This is a genomic window from Kitasatospora sp. NPDC043950 (genome assembly GCF_056435345.1).
Genome location: NZ_JBWKER010000057.1, coordinates 1 through 21,148, shown reverse-complemented (window position 1 = coordinate 21,148; position 21,148 = coordinate 1). Strand labels below are relative to the sequence as shown.

General features: G+C 69.6%; 17 protein-coding genes and 2 pseudogenes. 11 read left to right on the top strand and 8 right to left on the bottom strand.

Annotation, left to right across the window (positions count from 1 at the left end; translation table 11 throughout):
- Positions 1-129: 129 nt before the first annotated feature.
- Positions 130-486, bottom strand: a pseudogene (locus tag AC07BF_RS30625) (glycosyltransferase family 2 protein); the annotation flags it as partial.
- A gap of 134 nt (positions 487-620) precedes the next feature.
- Between AC07BF_RS30625 and AC07BF_RS30620 the strand changes: the two are divergent.
- Together AC07BF_RS30620 and AC07BF_RS30615 are read left to right on the top strand one after the other, a co-directional pair.
- Entirely contained in the window at positions 621-1,493 is an 873-nt protein-coding gene (locus AC07BF_RS30620) for a glycosyltransferase family 2 protein (protein WP_478334200.1), read from the top strand.
- Positions 1,494-1,651: 158 nt separating this feature from the next.
- Complete coding sequence (locus tag AC07BF_RS30615) at positions 1,652-3,001, top strand: Fic family protein (RefSeq protein WP_478334199.1); 1,350 nt, start codon at positions 1,652-1,654, stop codon at positions 2,999-3,001.
- A 175-nt stretch (positions 3,002-3,176) separates the two neighbouring features.
- Here AC07BF_RS30615 and AC07BF_RS30610 read toward each other — a convergent pair whose 3' ends face one another.
- From AC07BF_RS30610 to AC07BF_RS30595, 4 genes and pseudogenes are all read right to left on the bottom strand, one after another.
- Complete coding sequence (locus AC07BF_RS30610; RefSeq protein ID WP_478334198.1) at positions 3,177-3,785, bottom strand: DUF6262 family protein; 609 nt, start codon at positions 3,783-3,785, stop codon at positions 3,177-3,179.
- Positions 3,782-6,376, bottom strand: a complete 2,595-nt coding sequence (locus tag AC07BF_RS30605; RefSeq protein ID WP_478334197.1) for a tyrosine-type recombinase/integrase — start codon at positions 6,374-6,376, stop codon at positions 3,782-3,784. The genes AC07BF_RS30610 and AC07BF_RS30605 overlap by 4 nt, the downstream gene beginning before the upstream one ends.
- A complete protein-coding gene (locus tag AC07BF_RS30600; RefSeq protein WP_478334196.1) occupies positions 6,373-7,446 on the bottom strand; it encodes a tyrosine-type recombinase/integrase in 1,074 nt (357 codons plus the stop codon). Before AC07BF_RS30600 ends, AC07BF_RS30605 begins: the two co-directional genes overlap by 4 nt.
- 226 nt (positions 7,447-7,672) lie before the next feature.
- Positions 7,673-8,200: pseudogene (locus AC07BF_RS30595) on the bottom strand (glycosyltransferase family 2 protein); the annotation flags it as partial.
- A gap of 18 nt (positions 8,201-8,218) precedes the next feature.
- On the opposite strand from AC07BF_RS30595, the gene AC07BF_RS30590 reads away from it, so the two are divergent.
- Positions 8,219-8,482 (top strand): hypothetical protein, encoded by a 264-nt coding sequence (locus AC07BF_RS30590; RefSeq protein ID WP_478334195.1) that lies wholly within the window; start codon positions 8,219-8,221, stop codon positions 8,480-8,482.
- Positions 8,483-8,703: 221 nt separating this feature from the next.
- Here AC07BF_RS30590 and AC07BF_RS30585 read toward each other — a convergent pair whose 3' ends face one another.
- On the bottom strand, positions 8,704-9,162 hold the full coding sequence (locus tag AC07BF_RS30585; protein WP_478334207.1) for an ATP-binding protein: 459 nt from the start codon (positions 9,160-9,162) through the stop codon (positions 8,704-8,706).
- Between the two features lie 254 nt (positions 9,163-9,416).
- On the opposite strand from AC07BF_RS30585, the gene AC07BF_RS30580 reads away from it, so the two are divergent.
- Together AC07BF_RS30580 and AC07BF_RS30575 are read left to right on the top strand one after the other, a co-directional pair.
- Entirely contained in the window at positions 9,417-10,730 is a 1,314-nt protein-coding gene (locus AC07BF_RS30580) for a helix-turn-helix transcriptional regulator (protein WP_478334194.1), read from the top strand.
- Entirely contained in the window at positions 10,727-11,545 is an 819-nt protein-coding gene (locus AC07BF_RS30575) for a class I SAM-dependent methyltransferase (RefSeq protein ID WP_363621945.1), read from the top strand. The genes AC07BF_RS30580 and AC07BF_RS30575 overlap by 4 nt, the downstream gene beginning before the upstream one ends.
- Before the next feature lie 176 nt (positions 11,546-11,721).
- Here the strand turns inward: AC07BF_RS30575 and AC07BF_RS30570 are convergent, their stop codons facing one another.
- Positions 11,722-12,642, bottom strand: coding sequence for a LysR family transcriptional regulator (locus AC07BF_RS30570; protein WP_400987425.1), 921 nt, complete (start codon positions 12,640-12,642; stop codon positions 11,722-11,724).
- Between the two features lie 96 nt (positions 12,643-12,738).
- Here AC07BF_RS30570 and AC07BF_RS30565 point away from each other — a divergent pair, with 96 nt between their 5' ends.
- From AC07BF_RS30565 to AC07BF_RS30550, 4 genes are all read left to right on the top strand, one after another.
- On the top strand, positions 12,739-13,443 hold the full coding sequence (locus tag AC07BF_RS30565; RefSeq protein ID WP_363633593.1) for a succinate dehydrogenase cytochrome b subunit: 705 nt from the start codon (positions 12,739-12,741) through the stop codon (positions 13,441-13,443).
- Complete coding sequence (locus AC07BF_RS30560) at positions 13,440-15,383, top strand: fumarate reductase/succinate dehydrogenase flavoprotein subunit (protein WP_478334193.1); 1,944 nt, start codon at positions 13,440-13,442, stop codon at positions 15,381-15,383. Before AC07BF_RS30565 ends, AC07BF_RS30560 begins: the two co-directional genes overlap by 4 nt.
- A complete protein-coding gene (locus AC07BF_RS30555; RefSeq protein WP_363587282.1) occupies positions 15,380-16,117 on the top strand; it encodes a succinate dehydrogenase/fumarate reductase iron-sulfur subunit in 738 nt (245 codons plus the stop codon). The genes AC07BF_RS30560 and AC07BF_RS30555 overlap by 4 nt, the downstream gene beginning before the upstream one ends.
- Positions 16,118-16,500: 383 nt before the next feature.
- Positions 16,501-16,746 (top strand): hypothetical protein, encoded by a 246-nt coding sequence (locus AC07BF_RS30550; protein ID WP_363587281.1) that lies wholly within the window; start codon positions 16,501-16,503, stop codon positions 16,744-16,746.
- Positions 16,747-16,841: 95 nt separating this feature from the next.
- On the opposite strand, the gene AC07BF_RS30545 is transcribed toward AC07BF_RS30550, so the two are convergent.
- Positions 16,842-17,777 carry a DUF2797 domain-containing protein gene (locus AC07BF_RS30545; RefSeq protein WP_363633590.1) on the bottom strand — a complete coding sequence of 312 codons (936 nt, stop codon included), beginning with the start codon at positions 17,775-17,777 and terminating at the stop codon, positions 16,842-16,844.
- An 89-nt stretch (positions 17,778-17,866) separates the two neighbouring features.
- On the opposite strand from AC07BF_RS30545, the gene AC07BF_RS30540 reads away from it, so the two are divergent.
- Together AC07BF_RS30540 and AC07BF_RS30535 are read left to right on the top strand one after the other, a co-directional pair.
- Positions 17,867-18,568, top strand: a complete 702-nt coding sequence (locus AC07BF_RS30540; protein ID WP_363633588.1) for a maleylpyruvate isomerase N-terminal domain-containing protein — start codon at positions 17,867-17,869, stop codon at positions 18,566-18,568.
- A gap of 136 nt (positions 18,569-18,704) precedes the next feature.
- Positions 18,705-20,849: a restriction endonuclease gene (locus AC07BF_RS30535; protein WP_478334192.1), complete on the top strand. Its 2,145-nt coding sequence runs from the start codon at positions 18,705-18,707 to the stop codon at positions 20,847-20,849.
- Positions 20,850-21,148 lie beyond the last annotated feature (299 nt).

The window sequence follows — 21,148 nt, the reverse complement described above, 5'->3', positions numbered from 1 at the left end:
GCGAGGCGCGGGAATCGACCCCCCCCCCCCCTCCCCCCCCCCCCCCCCCCCCCAACCCCCCCCCCCCCTCCCCCCCCCCGGCCCCGGTCCGTCGTTCCCCCGGGAGTGGATGCGCCAGGCGGCTGCGGCCTAGATGATCGGGGGCCTGCCGAGCCGGGTCATGGTCCACACCGTGCGCCAGCGCATCGGCTTGCGCCGACCGCACGGTGTGCGCCAGCCCTCGGCGAAGCCCGAGAACCAGGCCTTCAACCCAGCAGCGTTCCGGGTGCGGGCGACCGTGAGCGCCACCCACACGCCGAGGTAGACCGGCACCAGCAACGTGGGCAGGTGGCGGCGCGCGAGGTACACGCGGTTGCGGGCGTTCACCCGGTAGAAGAACGAGTGGCGGGTCGGGCTGGTCCGAGGGTGTTGCAGCAGCAGCTCCGGCGCGTACAGCACCCGCCAGTCGGCGTCGAGCGCCCGCCAGGCCATGTCGGTCTCCTCGTGTTTTCCGGCCTCTGTGCGATTCATTTGCCTCCTGACCAGGGGAATCACGTCGTAGACATGTATGTGACGCGGTGTAGCAACGGCGACGAGTGACGCTAGCATCGGTGTCTCACCGACTACTGGAGTTCGCTGCTATGCCGTTGCCGCGCATCGGGGTCGTCATCGTCACGATGGGCACTCGTCCGCGGGAGCTGGACGCCCTGCTCGCCTCGGTGGAGAAGCAGGATGTGCCCGCGCAGGTCGTGCTGGTGGGCAATGCGACCCCACTCACCGACGTGGATGCCAACGTCATCAAGATCCCGCTTGCGGAGAACCTGGGCTGCCCCGGGGGCCGCAATGTCGGCCTGGCGATGCTGTGCAAGTCGGGCGAGGTGGACGTCGTCATCGAACTGGACGATGACGGGCTGCTCATCGCTGATGATGTGTTCCGTAGGGTCCAGCAACTATTCGCGACAGAAGCGCAGTTGGGGATCATTGGGTTCCGGGTGGCCGACGAGCATGGCCACACCGAGCGTCGCTGGGTTCCCCGGCTGCGTGCCGATGATCCAATGCGCCGCGGCTTCGTGACCGCATTCCTCGGCGGTGGCCATGCGTTCTCGGTGCCGATGCTCAACGAGATCGGCCTGTGGCCGGCGAAGTTTTTCTTCGGGCACGAGGAGTCCGACCTGGCCTGGCGTGCGCTCGACGCAGGGTGGAACATCCTCTACGAACCCGAGCTTGTCCTCCAGCATCCGAAGACGTCCCCGGCCAGGCATGCGGTCTACTACCGGTTCACCGCTCGGAACCGGGTTTGGCTTGCCCGCCGCCGACTGCCCCTCCCCTTGATCCCGGTCTATCTGGCCGCTTGGATCTTCCTCACCTTCACACGGATCCGATCCGTCGCAGGCATGAAGGCATGGTGCCATGGGTTCCTTGAAGGTGTGCGGACTCCATGCGGCCCACGCAAGCCGATGAAGTGGCACACGGTAGGAAGAATGACGCGTCTGGGCCGACCACCACTCATCTGACCACGCCTCTGGCACATCTTGCTTCGAGATTTGAAAACTCTCCCAGGCAACGCACCTTGCCCCGGAGAAGCACCAGGCCGCGGTCAACCGCTTGAGACTCTCCGGCAAATCTGTTCCTTCTCTATAAAAAACAGCCGAGGGCCCGTATTATCCTAGGCATGACTTCGGACGCTGACTCCAGCCTCTCGGGAACCCCCTATCTGATCCCCAGCGACAGTGACGCAGTATCGAGACTTGAGATTGTCAAGAACCGATCAATCAATTCGCGCACTAAGGCAATTGAGGTGCAAGGCCGAATCCAGAGAGAGGCGGATGACCTACTTCAGCCGTATCTGGCTGCCATTCGAGCTGACCTGGTTGCTGAAAGCAATATGATCGAGGGATATCAATGGTCAGCTGAGCAGGTTCGAGAGGTAGTGACAACGCACCGAGAGCTGCTCAATCAGCCAACGGCAACTATCGTAGAGTCCGTCCGGAGTGATCCTCGCGTCTTTGAGGCCCTCGGACTCTATAAGGCTCATGAGATCGCAGATAGTTGGGCCGATCAAGGAGCTACTCCCCGGCAATTTGAGGTGCGCGCACTACATGGCCTAATCACCGCAGGGGAGCACTATGCGGGGAAGTATAAGAGCGGGGACAACGAGATCGGAGGGACGACCCTTCGAACCACGCCACATTGGGATACGCAACGAGCCATGGGCGAGCTCTGCGATTGGTGGTCAGCCACTGACGCCGACCCAGCCTTGATTGCCACCGTCGTGCATGCCTGGCTCACGCATATTCATCCGTTCGAGGATGGAAACGGGAGGATGGCAAGGCTGCTTGCAAACATGGCCTTGGCTCAAAACTCCTATCCTCCTCTGCTTGTCAGGTCAAGCGCCGACCGTGGCCAGTATTACGACTGCCTAGCGGCGAGCGACGAAGGCGACATCCTTCCGCTGTACGACCTCTTCGTTCAGATTCTTCGCCGCACCGTCAGATCCATGAGCGCCCCGAACTATATCCGCGACATCGTCCAGGGTCGCTTGCTTACCTCGTGGCAGAATAAGCTAGCCATGTGGAAGCCGCTCGCATCAGCATTCATGGGCACCTTGAATGCTGAGCTTTCCGCCGCGGGGTGGAGTTGCACGGAGCAAGGATTCCCGGATGTTCGGTCATTCTCGCTCCTTGCGGACCTGCATGCAGAGGGGAACTCCTGGTTCCTCAAGGTCTTGAATGACTCTCATCACGCGGAATGGCTTTTGTGGTTCGGGTTCAATAGTAACCTCTACTGCGAGGCCATGGGAAAGAAGTCAGAATATCCGTCGATCTTTCCATCCGTCAAAGATCCTAGCCGGGCATCTGTTCACAAGTTCCTATACGTTCCAGCAAACGATGGTCGCTTCCCTGACGAGATCGTGATCAGGCCCCTTGAAAGCAAGCCATGCATTATCAGGTGCGGCAGCGTAATCCGCGAGTTGAGCATCGACGACGCCGCAAAGTATGTTGCGGAACGGCTGGCACTTTAGGCATCGATGGATGCCCATGTCGCGGAATACTTCACCGCTCGCTGCTGACGGTTCCTGCGCCTGAGGGGCCAGCGGCCCGCTGGCCCCTCGGTGCCTTGAATACCTGTCGGAACTCCCTTTATCGAGCCACCATGTCAGCTCGATTCCCTCCTGTCGCCAGCGCCCGGCAGGCGGATTACGGCAGTGGTCGCAAGTGACGGATGGCTGCTGACGGCTCCTGTTCGAGCAGGAGTGCCTGGAGTTCGGCGATCTTCCGGTCCTGAGAACGATTGTTGTCCCGGGCGGCAGCCAGGCGGTTCGTCAACGTGTGGTGATCCGCGGTCAGAGCTCGAAGCTGCTGCTTGAGGGTGGTGTTCTCGGTGACCAGCCGCTGGACGGCGTCGGCGGGCAGGTCCAGTTCGAGGTCCCGGATGCGGCCCATGAGCTCGCCAATGTGTCGGCGTTGCGACTGGATCTCTGCCACCGCCTGCCGCAGCGCATCCTCAGCGTTCAGAGCGCGCTCACGCCAGGAAGCCTCCACTGCCTCTGCTGTTTCCTGCCTGCCGCTGGCCTGGCGTCCCTCAGCCTGGGCGATGGCCTCGGTGACCAACTGCCGAGCGGCGGCGTTCTGGTAGAGGAAGGCACGCGAGACGCCGGCACGTCGTTCGACGGCCCGGACGGTCACCGGGGTCCGTTCCTTGCGCATCGCCGTGAGCACTTCCCGAACGCGGGCGAGGAGCTTCTCGGAGTGCTGGCGGCGGGCCTGGATGGCACTCGTCGTCTGGGCGGATGTACTGCCGCTCATGCGACCTCGTCCTCTTGGTCGTCGTACTCGTCGGGAAGGCCGACTTCCTCGACAGGAAAGCCGGTGTTCCACATGTGGCTGAAGTAGTCCTGCGGACGCCGCAGGTCCAGGGCGAGCGCTTGCTCGAGCAGGCCGAGTCCAGCCAGGGCTTTCTCCAAGCCGTCGATCGCCCGCGCGGTGGGCTCGAAGATCTTGTGCAGGTAGTCGGCGGTCGCGTCGTCCGGGGCCCGCTCGGCGATGGAGTACCACTGCTCGCGCTTGCGCCTCCAGTAAAGGAGGTCCGCGCCGGTCATCACGAGCTTGTCGCAGCTGTCGCAGTCCAGGTTCCGGGGGCACTTCCCGCCGTCCACGACGACCTGGGCCGTGCACAAGCCACCCAGTGTCGGTGTGCACCGACGCCCTACGTCCACGGCCATGGCCAGTGCCGTCTCCCGACTGAGCGGGTTCGTGGCCGTGTCGAAGAGCGGCTCGCCGGGGTTGGCGGAGCCGGGTCCGCCTACCCAGACGCGGGGCAGGAGGTCGTCCAGGTCGGAGCTGGCGATGTCGACGTAGTGCTCGGCCATGCGCTCGGAGACCTGCCCGAGGTACTTCCTGATATGGGTGAGCGACGCACCTGCCTTCAGGAGCTTGGTGGCCAGCGTGTGGCGAGCTTGGTGCGGAACTCCCCGGCCCAAGTCGAGCGTTGCCACCCACTCCCGGAACGATCTGCTGAAGAAGCCGTAGGAGATCGCTTCGGTCTCATGGGGGTTCTTCACGTGGGTCGGAAACAGGGCCAGTTGTTCCTGTTCCAGCACGGTGGGCAGACGACCCTGCCGCCGTTCGAAGCGTTGAAGCGTCGTCTTGCGCCTGTTGTCGAGGCGGGTGAAGAGGTACTCGGGGATGCGGATGCCTGCGTCGAGGTTCCCGACCTTGGTCTGGTCGTGCCAGAGCATCGGGACCCCGTTGAGGTAGGAGATGCAGTCGAAGCGGAGCTCCAGGATCTCCGAGCCACGCCGGCCGGTATATACCAGGGCCTCCCAGGCATCCCGCAACCCACGGTCATTGCTATCCCAAGTCGCAGCAAAACGACGCAAGTTGTTCTCGTCCGCCAGTGCTCGCGCGAGCCGGTCATCGAACGGCCGACGCTTGCGGTCCTGGATCCTTCCTCCACGTGGCAGCGCGGTAATGAACGCCCGGTCCAGACCGATCGCATCGGCCTTGCCAGTCTCCAGCAGTTCGTAAAGGACCTTGCGTACGTAGTTGAACGTAGGCCTGGCGCTGGCAGTGCTCACCGTCGCGGGGGAGCCGTCGGTGCGGCGCAGGACCAGCGACGGCAGGCCGCCCGCTGCCCGGTGCCGGTGATCGGCGGCGAAGCTCTCCGCGTGCCTGCTTGTCAGCAGCTTCGGGTCGTTCCCGCTTTCCGGCGCGTCGACGGCCAGGAACGCCCCCAGTTCTGAGAGCGCCCGTCGAGCTGAGTCCAGCGGGCCGCGGGAGCGGGGGCAGTCCACGGACTGCAGCAGGCGGGCGATGTGGTCCCAGAGCACGTCGCGCAGCCAGCGCTGCGGCACCGTAGACAGGTCGAAGCAGGTGTCCGTGCCCGGGAGCCGGCGCCCGAAGTGCTCGGTCTCGATGAACCCTGCCTCCCGGCTGTCTTCCTTCGTGTAGTAGAGCGGTCGCAGTCGGCTCAGGATCTCCCGAACGATCTGCCGAGGCTTAGTTCGGCACCGGTCCAGATCGAGACCGGCGAGCGAGTCGACGTCGGCCTCCCGGCATTCGTTGGTCAGCATCCGCAGGTCGGTGATGGTCCACAGGCTGCGGCTGCCGTCCCGGGTGTGGGCCTCCAGCCCCCACTGCAGTTCGGCCTTGGCCAGCGGGCGCATGCCGACCAGGTTGATCTGCCCAAGCTGGTAGACCGGTTGCTGCTTGGCGCACCATGCCTTGAACAATGCCGGATCCTCGGTGGAGACCGGAACAGCCTCGCCCGTCCGCTCGTAATGTCGCTCCCACAACCGGGGCAGGCTCACCCTGCCGGGCCGGCCGGCGGCGATGTAGCGCTCCCGGTGCTGAGCGCAGAGCCCCAGCGGTGTGTCGGCCAGACGCTCGCACGTTGCCGCGCGGCAGGCCCCGTAGCCGTGTGGATACGGGACCTGGTCGCGCAGCCAGGAGGAGAAGTCAGCGGAGGCCCCCACCCGCCGGGTGTAGTTGTCCCACTGCCGGTAGTGGAACAGGCAGACCCGTCTCGACTGGTTGTAGGAGGGCCGGTTCGGGCAGATTGCGCAGAGGAGCGGCTCGCAGCCCCCGATGGGCTCCAGCGGCTCGGCGACGGCCAGGAACCCGGAGCGGGTCGCCTCCTGAGGGTCCCGGGCCAGATGATCGTTCCACTGCTTCTGGTGCGTGTGGCAGAAGTCGCCAGTGCTGTTCCTGGTTCGCAGGCACTCCGGAACTGCACAGCCCCAGCCGTACTTCTCGTGGCCCGGAGGCATATTCAGCACGTCGCCGCGGAACAGCGGGTTGAAGCTCGGCCCGGCGATCAGGGCCTCCAGTAGCTCCAGGCGGTCCCGTCCTGCCTGGCCGAGCCCGCGATCAGGCAGCGAGCGCAGAGGTGAGCTCATTTCGGCTCACCCCACACCGTGTTCAACGCGGTGACGAACGCAGGGTCGTGGACATCGGTGTGCCCGTAGACCTCCTCGACGGTCTGCGCGGAGGCCCAGCCGCCCGCATCCCGGGCGATCACCGCGTTTCCGCCCGCGGCGTCGAGAACCTCGCTGCCGAACTTGTGACGCCACATGTGCGGCCTGAGAAGACCGAGGTCCAGCCGGTAGCCGGCTCGCTTCAGTAGCTTGCGCGCCGAGTCGGCTTTCCAGGGTAGCCCGGCGGTGGGGCCGCAGAGGTTGACCAGGAGCATGCCGTGCGTGGCGTCCGGCGGGTACTCAGCGGTCATGTACTCGAAGTACGTGTGGACCATCGCGGGACTCGCCCGCCGAACCTTGCCGCCCTGGACGATCCCGTCCTGTACGGCCCAGTCCTGTTTCGTCTTCACGCGGGCCCGGTTCGCGTTCGTCTCACGGTGACAGATGTGCACGTGGGCCGTGCGGCACTCGCCGCAGCGTGCGTTCTCCCGAAGATGCAGATCGATCAGGTGCATGCCCGTCAGCTCGCCGATGCGGAAGCCGCCGTCGTCCAGCCATGTCACGACCATCCGGTCCCGCGCCGTCTCGAAGTCCTCCAGCAGGAACTCCCGCGCGCCCTCTGGCGGGAGCTTCGGATGGCGCCGTCGGACCACCCGCTTCGGCCGAAGCTTGTTGGTCGGCATCTCCCGCAGGACGTGGCCGAGCAGGGCACGGTTCCGATCGGCCTTCGTAGGCAACCTCGTCCCGCCGAACTCCTTCACCAGATCCTGGTTGATCCCCAGCTTTCCCTGGTGAAGGTAGAAGCCCTTCAGGGCGGCCGCGGCAGTCTCCAGCGTGCTCTGCTGATACGGCTTCTTGCCCTCCCGCCACGGCTGTCCGAACGGGCCGGAGAATTCGGCGCCGACGGTACCCATGTACCGCTGGAGGTCGTAGAACGTCACCGTCTCCGGCGACAGCCCCTCATAGGGCAGCCATCTCAGATGATCGACGAGCAGATAGGCATACGTCCGCGCGGTCCCGACATCGCACAACCGCAGGAAGCCGTCCGCCACGCGGTGCACGGAGCAGTCCGGTTCCAGGATCGTGTACGCAACTCGGCCATCCTGCCGTGGGATCTCCTGAACCCGGAGATCCCCGATCACTGCCCGTCGAGCCACTCGCTACCACCCGCCCCAACTCGCGGTACATCACACACACGATGTACTCGTCGGGTTAACGAGGCTGGGACGCGCTAGGCAACGCTCTTGACACACATCAAGCACACTCGGCAAGCGGGCAAGTTAACTCGTGCGCGAAGAAGAACGCGTCCGGCCAGTCCCCGACCTGCCGCAGCATCTTCGTCGACAGCCCATGGCCGCCGCCCAGGAAGCTGGTCACCTCGCCACCGCGCATCGGATCGCCGGCCCGCAGCCGGGGAACGTGGCGGCGCTGGGTCAGCCCGGTCTCGTCGGCGATCCGGAAGGACACGATGCCCAGCCCGGGGTCCGCCTCGTACAGCGCCTCGATCCTCGCAAACACGTCGTCGGCGACGAGCAGGCCATCGTCGTCCAGGTCGATCACCACGTCCACGTCGCGCAGGTGCTCCAGCGCCACGTTCCGACCGCCGGTCACCCCGAGGTTCTCGGCCAGCTCGACGCCCTCCACCCACGCCGGCAGCTCCGGCCGCGGGCAGCCCTGGGCGACCACCACCGTCCGCGCCGGCTTGACGGTCTGCATCTCCACCGAGGCCAGCAACTCGGCCAGTTCCTTCGGCCGCGTGCCCATGGTCAGGACCGCCACGCCCAGCTTGACGCCCACCGAACTCATCCCTTCGAGGAAGCAGACATGACCCGACGAACGCACCGCTCGGGCGCCGCGTCGCTCAGGGAGCTCGCCGAGAGGCGGATGCTTCCGGACCACCAGGTCATGGACCAGCCCACACTGAACTGGATCGCCGGGATGCGACCCGAGGTCTCCGCCGCGCCGCCCACCCTGCCACACTCGCCGCTCATGTCGGTACCGGACGTCACCTGGTACTACCAGTCTGCGACCTGCGAAAACGCAACAGAAGGGGCCCTGTCGGCGCCGACCAGTCGTCATCAGCCGTGAGCTGATGGAGCGTTAGAGCTTCGAGGGGTTTCTGATCTCTCCGGACGGCACCGTGGCCGCCCGCCTGCGGCCGCGGGTCGAGCCGAAGTCGGACGGCCTCGACCGCCGCGGTCGAGGCCGTCCGGCCGACCTGATCCCCACCCACCCGCCGACGGACCGTCGAGCAGCCCCTCTCGATTGCCGAGTCGGCCTCGACTGAACTGGGCCAGTAGAACTGCGCACTACCCCATGTCCGTTCGTGTGGGGGTTCGTCGAGCGGACCGTGGACAAGACCGAGCTGCTGATGCCGGTGCGACAGCAGCCACTTCGCAGGCTCGGCCGCCCAGCGCCCGTGCCTCACCAACTCGCGCTGCTCCCACCCTCAGACTGGACGGCGCTGCTGATCCCAGCCGTCGGGTGGCGTCCACTCGTCCTCGCCCGCCGGTGGCGTCGAGATCGACCCCGCCAGCGACCGGCAGTTCGTGGCCGACGTCCGTCACCTCGACGCGCAGCCGTTCACCGTCCCAGGACACGCACACGACGCACGGGGCGTGGGTGTGGGACACAGCGTTGGTGATCAGCTCACTGGACAGCAACTCGACATCGCGGAGCGCGTCCTCCGCGAGCGGAAGGCCCCAACTGCGCACGGCCCGTATCACCCGCCGCCGGGCGTTCGGTACGGCCTCGGCAGTGGGCAGCATGCGAAAGCCGAACGGGGCAGGGGTGACCGTTTGGCGAGTGGCGACGGACATGAGCGCGGACCTTTCAACCGGACGAGGTCGGCAGAGGGCCGATTCGCGCCGGGATTCACCCGGCAGGTATCTACAGAACCGCCTCCAACGCCGGTGAACCAGAGCAGAATTGAAGCGGCAATGAGGCATCCGTGCTGCAAACCCGGGCATGACCTGGCCTGTTATGGCTACAGACGAACTGACGTACCTCCGCAGGACGCGGGATGGCATCCAGGAGGTCCCGGCTGATCCAGCGCAGGGAGGCGGTCGGCCACACCCAGGAATCTCTGGCTGAGGCCCTCGACGTGGACCGTACGACCGTGGGGCGATGGGAGAGCGGCAGAGGCGCCCCACAGCCCTGGATGCGGCCGAAGCTCGCCCGCGCCCTGAAACTCTCGGTCGACCAGTTGGCCGACTTGCTGGCAGCACCCCCTGCAGCCGCCAAAGCAGTTCCACCGTCCAGCAGCGTCAGTGAAGCCTCGCTTCTTGTGCCTGCCCGGCGCACGGACCACGACAACGACCTCGTATCGGCCGTGGCAGCCGACTCGGCAGAGTCCGCGCTGTTCCTCCGTTTCGCGAGCGCGTCCAACGTGGACGACACTCTGCTCGAACAGATCGACGCGGACATTGCGAGGCTGGCAGGGGACTACGTGAGCAAGCCGGTGTTCGAGCTCTTCCACGACATCGGTACCCTCCGGCGAGGAGTGTTCGACTTACTCCGAGGTCGCCAACACCCTTACCTGGCAAGCCATCTCTACCTGCAGGCCGGGCGCCTGTGTGGCCTGGCCACCCATGTCGCCCTCGACCTCGGCCAATACACAGCTGCGGCTACGCATTCGCGAACAGCCTGGCGCTGCGCGGAGTCAGCCGGCCACAACGGTCTCCGGGCCTGGATCCGATCCATCCAGTCCCTGATCGCCTACTGGCAGCAGGACCACCACCAGGCCGCCGAGCTGGCCAGAGCCGGACTGCCGTATGCGGACAGCGGGACGATCGCAGCGCGTCTGCTCAGCCTCGAAGCACGGGCTGCTGCGGCGCTCGGCGACAGCGCGAGCGCGCTACGGGCCGTAGAAGCTGCCGAGGCGGCGCGGAGCGCCGTAGCCGGAGTGGATCTTCCCGGCGTATTCACGTTTCCCGATGCCAAGCAGTGGACCTACGCCGGCACCGCCCTCCTTGCCCTGGGCAGCCAGGTTCACGTGAACCGTGCCATCGAGGCGTCCTCCAGGGCCATTGCCCTGTACGAGTCCGCACCGCGGCAGGAACAGTCCTCCGGTGACCTGTTGGCGGCCCGCCTCGACCTCGCCAACGCCCACCTCGCCCACGGCGACCTCGACGGCGTGCAGGAGAAGCTCTCGGTGGTGCTGGACGCCGCACCGGACCGGCGAACAGCGAGCATCTCTGCCCGACTTCGAGCCCTGAGCACCCGTCTCGCCGAGCCCGCCTACGCAGGCTCCCCGATCGTCCTGAGTCTCCGCGAGAATGTCAGAGAAGCCTGCTCTCGACCCGCACTCACGAATCCTCCGGAGCTGCCCCAGTGACGAGCAACACCGCACAGCAGGACGCCGCTATCGCCGACAAGGCGATCCTCGCGAACAGCGCCTACGCCGACGGACGCCACCTGGCCGCCCGCCAGTCCATCTACCGGTGGCAGCAGCCGCGGTACGACCTGCCCGGGATCGTCCTCGAAGAGCTGGCCGGCACAAGCGGGATCGTCCTGGACGCCGGGTGCGGCAACGGCAAGTTCGTCAGCCGCCTGCACAAGGATCGCCCGGACCTTCAGGTCGTCGGGATGGACATTTCGGCGGGCATCCTCGCCGACGTCGAGAAGCCGGTCCTGGTAGCCGACGCCCAGGCCCTGCCCTTCGCCGACGACAGCGCCGACGCCGTGTTGGCCCTGCACATGCTGTACCACGTCAGCGATATCGAGGCCACGATCGAGGAACTGGCCCGCGTCCTCCGGCCTGGCGGTGTGCTCATCGCCTCGACCAACAGCACCATCGATAAAAAGGAGTTGGACCGGCTCTGGGCCCGGGCCGCAGGCGACATCCTCGGGATTCCCGAGGGGCCGGCGCGGGTTTCCCTCAGCTCCCGCTTCTCCCTGGAAAAGGCCCCCGGCTACCTCGGAACAGCGTTCAAGGACATCCGAGTGCGGGAACTGCCTGGCGCCATCGAGATCACCGATCCTGCGCCGATCGTTTCCCACCTCGCCTCCTATGAAGCGTGGGCTGACCAATGCGGCGTCCCTTTCCGCGAGACGGTCAGTCGGGCGGCAGAGATCGCTGCCGCCGCCATCAAGACAGAAGGCTCATTCAAGATCACGTGCCTCGGTGGCATTCTGACTTGTAGGCGGTAAGGCGGCCGAGCGACGTGGTCACTGCCTAAAACGACAAGGTGGTTTCCTCGCGTCATCATGGCTGCTCTGGTCCATCTGGACTCCTCCAGGGCGAAAAGACCAGTCGTTCCTATGCCGTCCGGTCGGCCTGATCCCCACTCGCCGACGGGGAGAGCCGCAGGTGGTAGCCCTCCCCGTCACAGCAACAGGCGGGTCCCCGGTGGGAGTTCACCGGATCCGGCGGCGTGGTGCAGATGTGCCAGCAGGGTCGTGCGCAGGGCCCCTGCGGCGCGGGTGAGCGGCACTTCGTGGCCGTGCGCGACGGCGATGGTGCGGCCCAGGCCCGGCCCGGCGAAGGGCGTGACCGCGAGGCCCGAGCGGGCCGCGACCATCCCCGGGACGACCGCGGGCCCGAGGCCGGCCCGGACGAAGCCGAGCACCGCGTCCATCTCGCCGCCCTCCACCGCGAACTCCGGCTCGAAGCCCGCCGCCCGGCAGGCCGCCAGGGTCGCCTCCCGGACGTCGTAGCCCTCCCGGAACATCACCAGCGGGCGCCCCTTGAGCTCCGCCACCCGGACCTTGCGCCGGGCCCGCCGCTCGGCGGAGACCAGCACCAGCTCCTCGTGCAGCAGCTCGGTGACCGCGAGGGCCGGCGCCGCCTCGCCGCTCGGCGGGGTGATGATCAGCGCGAGGTCCAGCTCCCCCGCCGCCAGCCAGCGCACCAGATCGCGCGAGCCGCCCTCGCGGACCACCAGCGCCACCCCCGGGTAGCGGTCCCGGAACAGCCGCAGCACGTCCGGCACCAGGCTGGTGCACAGGCTCGGCGGCGCGCCAAGCCGGACCCGGCCGCGGCGCAGCTGGACCGTCTCCTGGACGGCCAGCCGGGCGCTCTCGGTGTCCGCGAGGATGCGCCGGGCCAGCGGCAGCAGCGCCTGCCCGGCGTCGGTCAGGGCGATGTTGCCCCGGGTGCGGTGGAACAGCTCGGCGCCCAACTCCCGCTCCAGCGAACGGATCTGTTGCGAGAGTGACGGCTGCGCCACGTGCGCCGCCTCGGCCGCCCGGGTGAAGTGGCGGGTCTCGGCGACGGCCAGGAAGTAGCGGAGTTGCTGGAGCTGCACCCCACCAGGATAGGCCGCATCGATAGGTCCTGACTATCGTCGTGAGCCGCAGCATGTCTTGGACGCACCCTGGCGACCGTCCCTACCGTTGCTGCCATGACAACCGCGACTCGGACGGCCCGGCATCCGTCCACCCTGGCGACGCTCTGGCGGTCGACCGTCGGAAAGAAGGCGGTCATGGCCGTCTCCGGACTGGCCATGCTGCTCTACCTGGTCGCGCACATGCTGGGCAACCTCAAGGTGTTCGCCGGCCCCGACGACATCAACGGCTACGCGGCCTGGCTGCGCACCATCGGCCAGCCGTTCCTGGGCCACGAGTGGTTCCTCTGGATCGCCCGGCTCGGCCTGCTGGCCGCCGTCGTGCTGCACGGCGTCTCGGCCTACCAGCTCAGCCGCCGCGACCTCGCCGCCCGGCCGAGCAAGTACGCCCACAAGCGCCGCCGGGCGAGCTACGCGACCCGGACCATGCGCTGGGGCGGGGTGATCCTGGCGCTGTTCATCGTCTGGCACATCCTCGACCTGACCACGCTGACCGTGAACCCCGCCGCCGAGCACGGCCGCCCGTACCAGAACATCGTGGCCTCCTTCGGCCAGTGGTACAGCTGCGTGATCTACATCGTCGCGATGCTCGCCGTCGGCCTGCACATCCGGCACGGCTTCTGGAGCGCCGCGCAGACCCTCGGTGCCAACAACGCCCGCCGGGACCGGGCGCTCAAGCTGACCGCCAACGGCCTGGCGCTCGTGCTGACCGCCGGCTTCCTGTCCGTCCCCGTGGCCGTGATGTTCGGAGTCGTCAAATGAGCTACCTGGACTACACCGTCGGCGAGCCGATCGCCGACACCAAGGCCCCCGGCGGGCCGATCGAACAGCGCTGGGACCAGCGGCGGTTCGAGGCCAAGCTGGTCAACCCGGCCAACCGGCGCAAGCACACCGTGATCGTGGTCGGCACCGGCCTGGCCGGCGGCGCGGCCGGCGCCACCCTGGCCGAACAGGGCTACCACGTCGTCCAGTTCTGCTTCCAGGACTCCCCGAGGCGCGCTCACTCGATCGCCGCCCAGGGCGGCATCAACGCGGCCAAGAACTACCGCAACGACGGCGACTCGATCCGCCGGCTCTTCTACGACACCGTCAAGGGCGGCGACTTCCGCGCCCGCGAGTCCAACGTGCACCGACTCGCCCAGGTGTCGGTCGAGATCATCGACCAGTGCGTCGCCCAGGGCGTCCCGTTCGCCCGCGAGTACGGCGGCCTGCTGGACACCCGCTCCTTCGGCGGCGTGCAGGTCTCCCGCACCTTCTACGCGCGCGGCCAGACCGGCCAGCAGCTGCTGCTCGGCGCCTACCAGGCGCTGTCCCGGCAGATCGCCGCCGGGAACGTGGAGATCCACCCGCGCACCGAGATGCTCGACCTGCTGGTCGTCGACGGCCGGGCGCGCGGAGTCGTCGCCCGCGACCTGGTCACCGGCGCGATCAGCACCCACACCGCCGACGCCGTGGTCCTCGCCAGCGGCGGCTACGGCAACGTCTTCTACCTCTCCACCAACGCCAAGAACTCCAACGCCACCGCGATCTGGCGGGCCCACCGGCGCGGCGCCCACTTCGCCAACCCGTGCTTCACCCAGATCCACCCCACCTGCATCCCGCGCTCCGGCGACCACCAGTCCAAGCTCACCCTGATGAGCGAGTCGCTGCGCAACGACGGCCGGATCTGGGTGCCCAGGGCCCAGGGCGACACCCGGCCGCCGGCCGAGATCCCCGAGGACGAGCGGGACTACTACCTGGAGCGGATCTACCCGGCCTTCGGCAACCTGGTGCCGCGCGACATCGCCTCCCGGGCCGCCAAGAACGTCTGCGACGAGGGCCGCGGCGTCGGCCCCGGCGGGCAGGGCGTCTACCTGGACTTCGCCGACGCCATCCGCCGGCTGGGCCGGGACGCCGTCGCCGCCAAGTACGGCAACCTGTTCGACATGTACGAGCGGATCACCGCCGAGGACCCGTACCGGGTCCCGATGCGGATCTACCCCGCGATCCACTACACGATGGGCGGACTCTGGGTCGACTACGACCTGCAGACCACCGTCCCCGGCCTGTTCGCCGTCGGGGAGGCCAACTTCTCCGACCACGGCGCCAACCGGCTCGGCGCCAGCGCGCTCATGCAGGGCCTCGCCGACGGCTACTTCGTCCTGCCGCCCACCCTGAACGACTACCTGGCCCGCAACCCGCTGCCCGCCGTCCCCGCCGACCACCCGGCGGTCACCGACGCCGAGGCCGAGGTCGAGGACCGGCTGAACCTCATCCTCGCGGTGGACGGCGACCGCACCCCCGACTCCTTCCACCGCGAACTCGGCGAACTCCTCTGGGACGAGTGCGGAATGGCCCGCGACGAGGCCGGACTGCGTCGGGCCCTGGCGCGGATCCCGCAGCTGCGCGAGGAGTTCTGGCGCCGGATCAAGGTGCCCGGCACCGGGCAGGAGCTCAACCAGTCGTTGGAGAAGGCCAACCGGCTCGTCGACTACTTCGAGCTCGCCGAACTCATGTGCCTGGACGCCCTGCACCGCGCCGAGTCGTGCGGCGGCCACTTCCGCACCGAGAGCCAGACGCCCGACGGCGAGGCCGCCCGGCGCGACGAGGAGTACGGCTACGCCGCCGCCTGGGAGTTCACCGGCACCGGGACCGCCCCCGTCCTCCACCGCGAGGCCCTCGACTTCGCGTACGTCCACCCCACCCAGCGGAGCTACGCATGAACCTCACCCTGCGCATCTGGCGCCAGCCGGGCCCGGACGCCCCCGGGTCGATGACGACCTACCAGGTCGGCGGCATCAGCCCCGACATGTCCTTCCTGGAGATGCTCGACAGCCTCAACGAGGAGCTGATCACCAGCGGGGACCAGCCCGTGGCCTTCGACCACGACTGCCGCGAGGGCATCTGCGGCGCCTGCGGCATGGTCATCAACGGCCAGGCCCACGGCCCCGAGCGGACCACCACCTGCCAGCTGCACATGCGGCACTTCCGGGACGGCGACACCATCGACGTCGAGCCGTGGCGGGCGGCGGCCTTCCCGGTGGTCAAGGACCTGGTGGTGGACCGCTCCGCCTTCGACCGGATCATCGGCTCCGGCGGCTACATCTCCGCCCCCACCGGCAGCGCCCCCGACGCGCACGCCACGCCCGTCCCCAAGGAGGCCGCCGACACCGCCTTCGAACACGCCGAGTGCATCGGCTGCGGCGCCTGCGTGGCGGCCTGCCCGAACGGCTCGGCGATGCTGTTCACCTCCGCCAAGGTGGTCCACCTCAACGTGCTCCCCCAGGGCGCGCCGGAGCGCGCCTCCCGGGTGCGGAACATGGTCACGGCGATGGACGCCGAGGGCTTCGGCGGCTGCACCAACACCGGCGAGTGCGCCACCGCCTGCCCCAAGGGCATCCCGCTGCCCAGCATCGCCGCGATGAACCGCGAATTCCTGCGGGCCGCGCGCGGTTGACGGGCCACGCCGACCGGCCCCGTGCCCCCGGGCGCGGGGCCGACGGCGTGCAGTGGGGCGTACGGGGCATTCGCACGCTCCTCCGAGGGGTGGTGGATCGTCAGGTCCCGCGCCCGCACCCGGGAATTCGCGCTACCGTGGTGCTCCGCTACGGAAGGACGGCATATGCCCGAGGTTCAGTCCTGTTCCGGTTGCGGCGGGTCCGGGGGGACCCAGAAGACCGAAGCCACGGTCGAACGGGACGAGGAAGGGAGCATGGTGCCGAGGATCCACACCTTCTGGTCGCCCTGCGGTCGGTGCCACGGATCCGGGACGGTGATCGCCGGATGAGGCTGGTCTTCGAGTGTGTCGAGTGCGGCGCACACTACCTTCCGCCCGAGAGCATGGCGTACCCGGACGGGCCCGCCTCCCCGATCTGGTGCTCGCGCTGCCAGGCGGCCAAACGGTCCGCCGGTGTCCAGGATGACCCGCTGCTCACCCGCGTGGCCCTGGCCGCCGCCCGGGCCGCACTCGCCCGGCGCACCGCCGAGGGCGAGCCCGTCGCGCGCGCCGACGTCCGCCCGTCCCGGCCGCCACTGTCCCGCCGGGCCCACTCCGGCCCGGGCGGGGTGCGCAGCAAGCTGGGCTGAGCCCTCAGCCCCCGCCCCCGCCCCCGCCCCCGCCCCCGCCCCCGCGCTCGCGCTCGCGAGGGACCGTCCCAGCCCGGCGGCGTCCCTGGCCCGCTCTAGAAGAGCGCCTCCTGGGTGTCCGGCTCCGGCGGGCGGACCCGCTCCTCCAGGGCCACCCCGGACGTCGGACGGCCGGAGACGGGCGCGAGCGTCCAGCCGGTGAGCAGCCGGGTGTCCAGCAGCAGCGGCCCCGAGCCGTCGGCCTGGTCCAGGAACAGGTGGCGGCCCACCGGCGGGCGCAGGGTGCCCGCGATCACCGCCCCGTCGGCCAGGCCGCCGACCTGCCGGTACGCCTCCGGGGCGCCGTCGGACAGCCCGAACCGCGCCACGTGGTCGACCACCGGGCGCTCGGCGAGCAGTTCCAGCGCGTGGCCGGCCAGCAAGCGGTGCGCCTGCGCCCGGGCCTCGGCCAGCACGGCCCGGCGGTACGGCTCGTCGCCGTGCGCCCACCAGTGCTCGGTCTTCAGCCTGGCCTTGAACCGCTCGCGCGCCAACCCGGAGGCGGCGACGGTGAGTTCGGCGCGCCGGATGGCCGGCAGCCCGCCCCGGGCGGTGAACGCGTAGGCCAGTGCGCCCTGTTCGAGCAGTCGGCTGTCGCCGCGCTGCTCGGCGGTCAGGCCGACCTTCAGCAGGCCGTCGCCGAACCAGGCGAGGTAGAGCAGGTACGTCCGGCCGTCGTCGAGGATCTGGTCCCGGGCGAGGGCCAGGCCGCGGTCGACGCTCTGGCAGGCCGGGCACTGCACCGCGGCGCCGTCCGGCGCGATCACCGCGTGGTGCGGGCACGGGGTGCGCTCCGCCGCCCCGGCCAGCCAGGCGCCGGTGCAGCGGCGCGGCCCGCCCAGCAGCCAGCCGACCTCCGCGCCGGGCGTGACGGCCCGCTCGTGCGCCTGGCCTGCGCGCACGGCGCCGAGCAGGGCGCGGCCCTCGTGCCAGCTCAGCCCGGTGGAGACCCAGCCGGCGGGCCGGTCCGGGTGCTGCGGTGCGATCGTCACGGGCATCCCTCCCTCTCGAACCAGTGCAGAGTACCCGCCACCCCTGACAGTGCTCCCCCTGACAGTGCCCCCTGCTAGCCTCCGCGATCATGACGCCCGACACCGCCGCCCAGCCCGCCGACGCCGCCGACACCGCCGCCCAGTCCCCCGTCACCGCCGACGACCTCGCGCTCGTCCTTCAGCTCGCCGCCACCACCCTGCGCGCGGCACCCGCGGACGCCGACTGGTCCCAGCCCGCCGGAACGGTCACCTGGGACTGCTGGACCACCGTCGAGCACCTCGCCGACGACCTGCTCGCCTACGCCGCCCAGCTCGGCCCGGCCGCCCCGCCGCGCGAGCGGTACGTCCCCTTCGCCACCGAGCGCCGCTTCCCCGGCGGGCCGAACAACTTCGTCCGCGCCGACCGCGCGAGCGGGCCCGACGGGCTGATCGAGGTGCTGGAGGCGAGCGGCGGGCTGATGGTCGCGATCGCCCGCGCCGCCACGCCCGAGGTCCGCGCCTACCACCCGTGGGGTGTCGCCGACCCCGCCGGGTTCGTCGCGATGAGCCTGGTCGAGACGCTGGTACACCTGCACGACGTGGCCCAGGGCCTCGGCCTGCCCTGGGACCCCCCGGCCGACCTCTGCCGCCGCGTCCTCGCCCGCCTCTTCCCCGACGTCCCCGTCACCTCCGCCGACGCCCCCTGGCCGACCCTCTTGTGGGCCACCGGCCGCACCCCGCTGCCCGGCCGGCCGCTGCGCACCGACTGGCGCTGGCACGCCCGGCCCGAGGACGCCCCCCAGGTGCACTGACCGGTGCAGTGCAGCCGCGCTGCTCCCGGGGCTTGGCCCGGTGGGGTGTTCACGTTCTATTGTTGCGGGCGCGGTTGGCGGCGCGGCCGGGAGGTGGGCGGCGCGACCGGTCCGGCGTGCAATGAAGGGGTGGACGGTGGCGGGGCGGCGGAACGACGGAGTGCTGGCGATCTGGGCGGAGGCGCAGCGGCAGCAGCAGCGCCGGGAGGAGGCCCGCTGGCGTGCCGAGGCGGCGCAGCAGCGCCGGCTGGAGCGCGAGCAGCGGGATGAGCAGCGGGCGACGGCCCGCAACGAGCGGGAGGCGCAGCGGGCCTACCAGCAGTCCCGGGAGGCGGAGGCGGCCCGGCTGACGGCCGAACTGGACGCCCGGGTCGAGGAGTTGCGCGGGCTGCTGGCCGCCGGGCTGGCGGCGCCGGCGTTCGGCCCGCAGGCACTGCTGGCCCCGCGCCCGGTGCCGCCGTTCGACCCGGGCCCGCTGGGTCGGCCGGTGGAGCTGCCCGATCAGGGCGGCCCGAAGTACCACGTGCCGCCGCCGGACCAGGTGCAGGCGCGCAATCCGGGGGTGCGGCGGCAGTACGAGCAGTACCTGGCGCAGGCCCGGGCCCGGTTCGAGCAGGACTGGTACGCCGCCCAGGCGCAGGAGGCCGACCGGCAGCGCCGGCTGGCCGTGTACCACCAGGAGTACCTGGCCTGGGCGGCGCAGTTCCGCCGCCAGGACGAGGACCGCGCCGCCCGTACCGAGGAGTTGCTGCGGCGGCTGCGCGCGGGCGAGCCGGAGGCGGTGCAGGAGTACTTCACCGCCGGTCTGTACGCCTCGGCGGCCTGGCCAGAGGGCTTCCCGCACCGGCTGGTGGCGGCCTGGGAGGCGTCGACCCGGCAGCTGGTGGTGAACTGGGAGCTGCCCGGCCCGGACGTGGTGCCGGCCGCCGGCCGGGTGCGGTACGTGAAGACGGACGACCGCGAGGCGGAGGTGGCCCGCCCGGCGACGGAGCGCAAGGCGCTGTATCGGGAGGTGCTGGCGCAGTCGGCGCTGCGGCTGGCGGCGGAGCTGTTCCGGGCGGACCGGGACGGGATGCTGGACTCGGTGGTGCTGAACGGCTTCGTCCTGGGCATCGACCCGGCGACCGGCCGGGAGGCGGAGCGCTTCCTGTCCACCCTGACCGCCTCCCGGGCCGAGTTCGCCGGGCTGGCGCTGGACCGGGTGGCGCCGGTGGACTGCTTCCAGGGCCTGGGCGGCAAGCTGTCGGCGCGCCCGGAGCGGCTGGACGAGGTGCGGCCGGACCGGCTGCCGGAGACGGTCGGCGGAAGCCTGGCCGGACACGGCGGCGACGGCGACCCGGACCTGTTCGAGATGGACCCGATCGAGTTCGAGGAGCTGATCGCCGAGCTGTTCCGGCTGCGCGGCTTCCGGGTGATGACCACGGCCCGCAGCGGCGACGTCGGGGTGGACGTGGTCGCCGAGGACCTGGACCCGGTGACCGGCGGCAAGATCGTGATCCAGGCCAAGCGCTACCGCAAGACGGTGCCCCCGATGGCCGTGCGCGACCTGGAGTCGACCGTCCGGCACCACGGGGCGAACAAGGGCATCCTGGTGACCACCGCCGGCTTCGGCCGCGGCTCGTACAGCTACATCGAGGGGAAGCCGCTGACGCTGGTCAGCGGGCCGGAACTGGTGGAGCTGCTGGCCGAGCAGGGGCTGCGGGGGCGGCTCGGCGGCGGCTCCGCGGAACAGGAGAAGCCCGCGCCGGCGGCCGCGCCGACGGATCGTCACAGCAGCCTGACGGTCAGCTGGCAGAGCCGGACGGCCGGCGGCGACGCGGTGGAGCTGGACGTCACCGCGTTCCTGTGCGCCGCCGGGCGGGTGCTGAGCGACGAGCACTTCGTGTTCTTCAACAACCCGCAGGACCCGGACGGCGCCGTGCGGCTGCACCCCACCCACTCGGTGCCGGGCGAGCCGGCCCGCGCGGTCCGGCTGACCCTGAACCTGGAGCGGCTGGCGGCCACGGTGGACGAGGTGGTGGTCGCCGTCTCCACCGAGGAGGAGGAGCCGCGGGCCCTGCCGCTCGGCTACGTGCACGGTGTCGCCCTGGCGGCGACGTACGGCCCGGGCGCGGCCGGTCCGGTGGAGTGGGCGGCCGGCACCGGCGGCGTGCCGGACAGCGCGATGCTCATGGGTTCGTTCCAGCGTGCGGGCGACGGTTGGCAGTTCAGCCCGTCGGGCCGCGCGGTGACGAACGGTCTGCTCGGGCTGGCGGGCGCGTTCGGCGTCGCGGTGGAGTAGCACGGGACCATCGTCCGCAGCACGGGGACCATGGTCCTCAGGGGTCGGTGTCATACCTGAGGAGGAGAAGACCCCCGCCGAGCCGCCGAGACGGCGGGGGTCGCCCCTCCTCGGGACATACGCATCGCGCTCGAACGGATTGGGAGGATGGAACGGAACCCCGAATGTCCGTTCCCGCCCTCAGGAGCACCCCCGTGACGACCCCCGCAACCGCCGTCCGTACCGGCCTGGCGGCCGCCCGCGCCACCGGCCTCAACAAGGTCTACGGGGACGGGGAGACCCGCGTCGTGGCCCTCGAC

Bases quoted from the DNA above. Each gene is read 5' to 3' on its own strand.
- AC07BF_RS30590 (WP_478334195.1), top strand. From the start codon at position 8,219: ATGACCCGACGAACGCACCGCTCGGGCGCCGCGTCGCTCAGGGAGCTC.
- AC07BF_RS30560 (WP_478334193.1), top strand. From the start codon at position 13,440: ATGAGCTACCTGGACTACACCGTCGGCGAGCCGATCGCCGACACCAAG.
- AC07BF_RS30585 (WP_478334207.1), bottom strand. From the start codon at position 9,162: ATGCTGCCCACTGCCGAGGCCGTACCGAACGCCCGGCGGCGGGTGATA.
- AC07BF_RS30565 (WP_363633593.1), top strand. From the start codon at position 12,739: ATGACAACCGCGACTCGGACGGCCCGGCATCCGTCCACCCTGGCGACG.
- AC07BF_RS30555 (WP_363587282.1), top strand. From the start codon at position 15,380: ATGAACCTCACCCTGCGCATCTGGCGCCAGCCGGGCCCGGACGCCCCC.
- AC07BF_RS30610 (WP_478334198.1), bottom strand. From the start codon at position 3,785: ATGAGCGGCAGTACATCCGCCCAGACGACGAGTGCCATCCAGGCCCGC.
- AC07BF_RS30550 (WP_363587281.1), top strand. From the start codon at position 16,501: ATGGCGTACCCGGACGGGCCCGCCTCCCCGATCTGGTGCTCGCGCTGC.
- AC07BF_RS30540 (WP_363633588.1), top strand. From the start codon at position 17,867: ATGACGCCCGACACCGCCGCCCAGCCCGCCGACGCCGCCGACACCGCC.
- AC07BF_RS30615 (WP_478334199.1), top strand. From the start codon at position 1,652: ATGACTTCGGACGCTGACTCCAGCCTCTCGGGAACCCCCTATCTGATC.
- AC07BF_RS30580 (WP_478334194.1), top strand. From the start codon at position 9,417: ATGGCATCCAGGAGGTCCCGGCTGATCCAGCGCAGGGAGGCGGTCGGC.
- AC07BF_RS30605 (WP_478334197.1), bottom strand. From the start codon at position 6,376: ATGAGCTCACCTCTGCGCTCGCTGCCTGATCGCGGGCTCGGCCAGGCA.
- AC07BF_RS30620 (WP_478334200.1), top strand. From the start codon at position 621: ATGCCGTTGCCGCGCATCGGGGTCGTCATCGTCACGATGGGCACTCGT.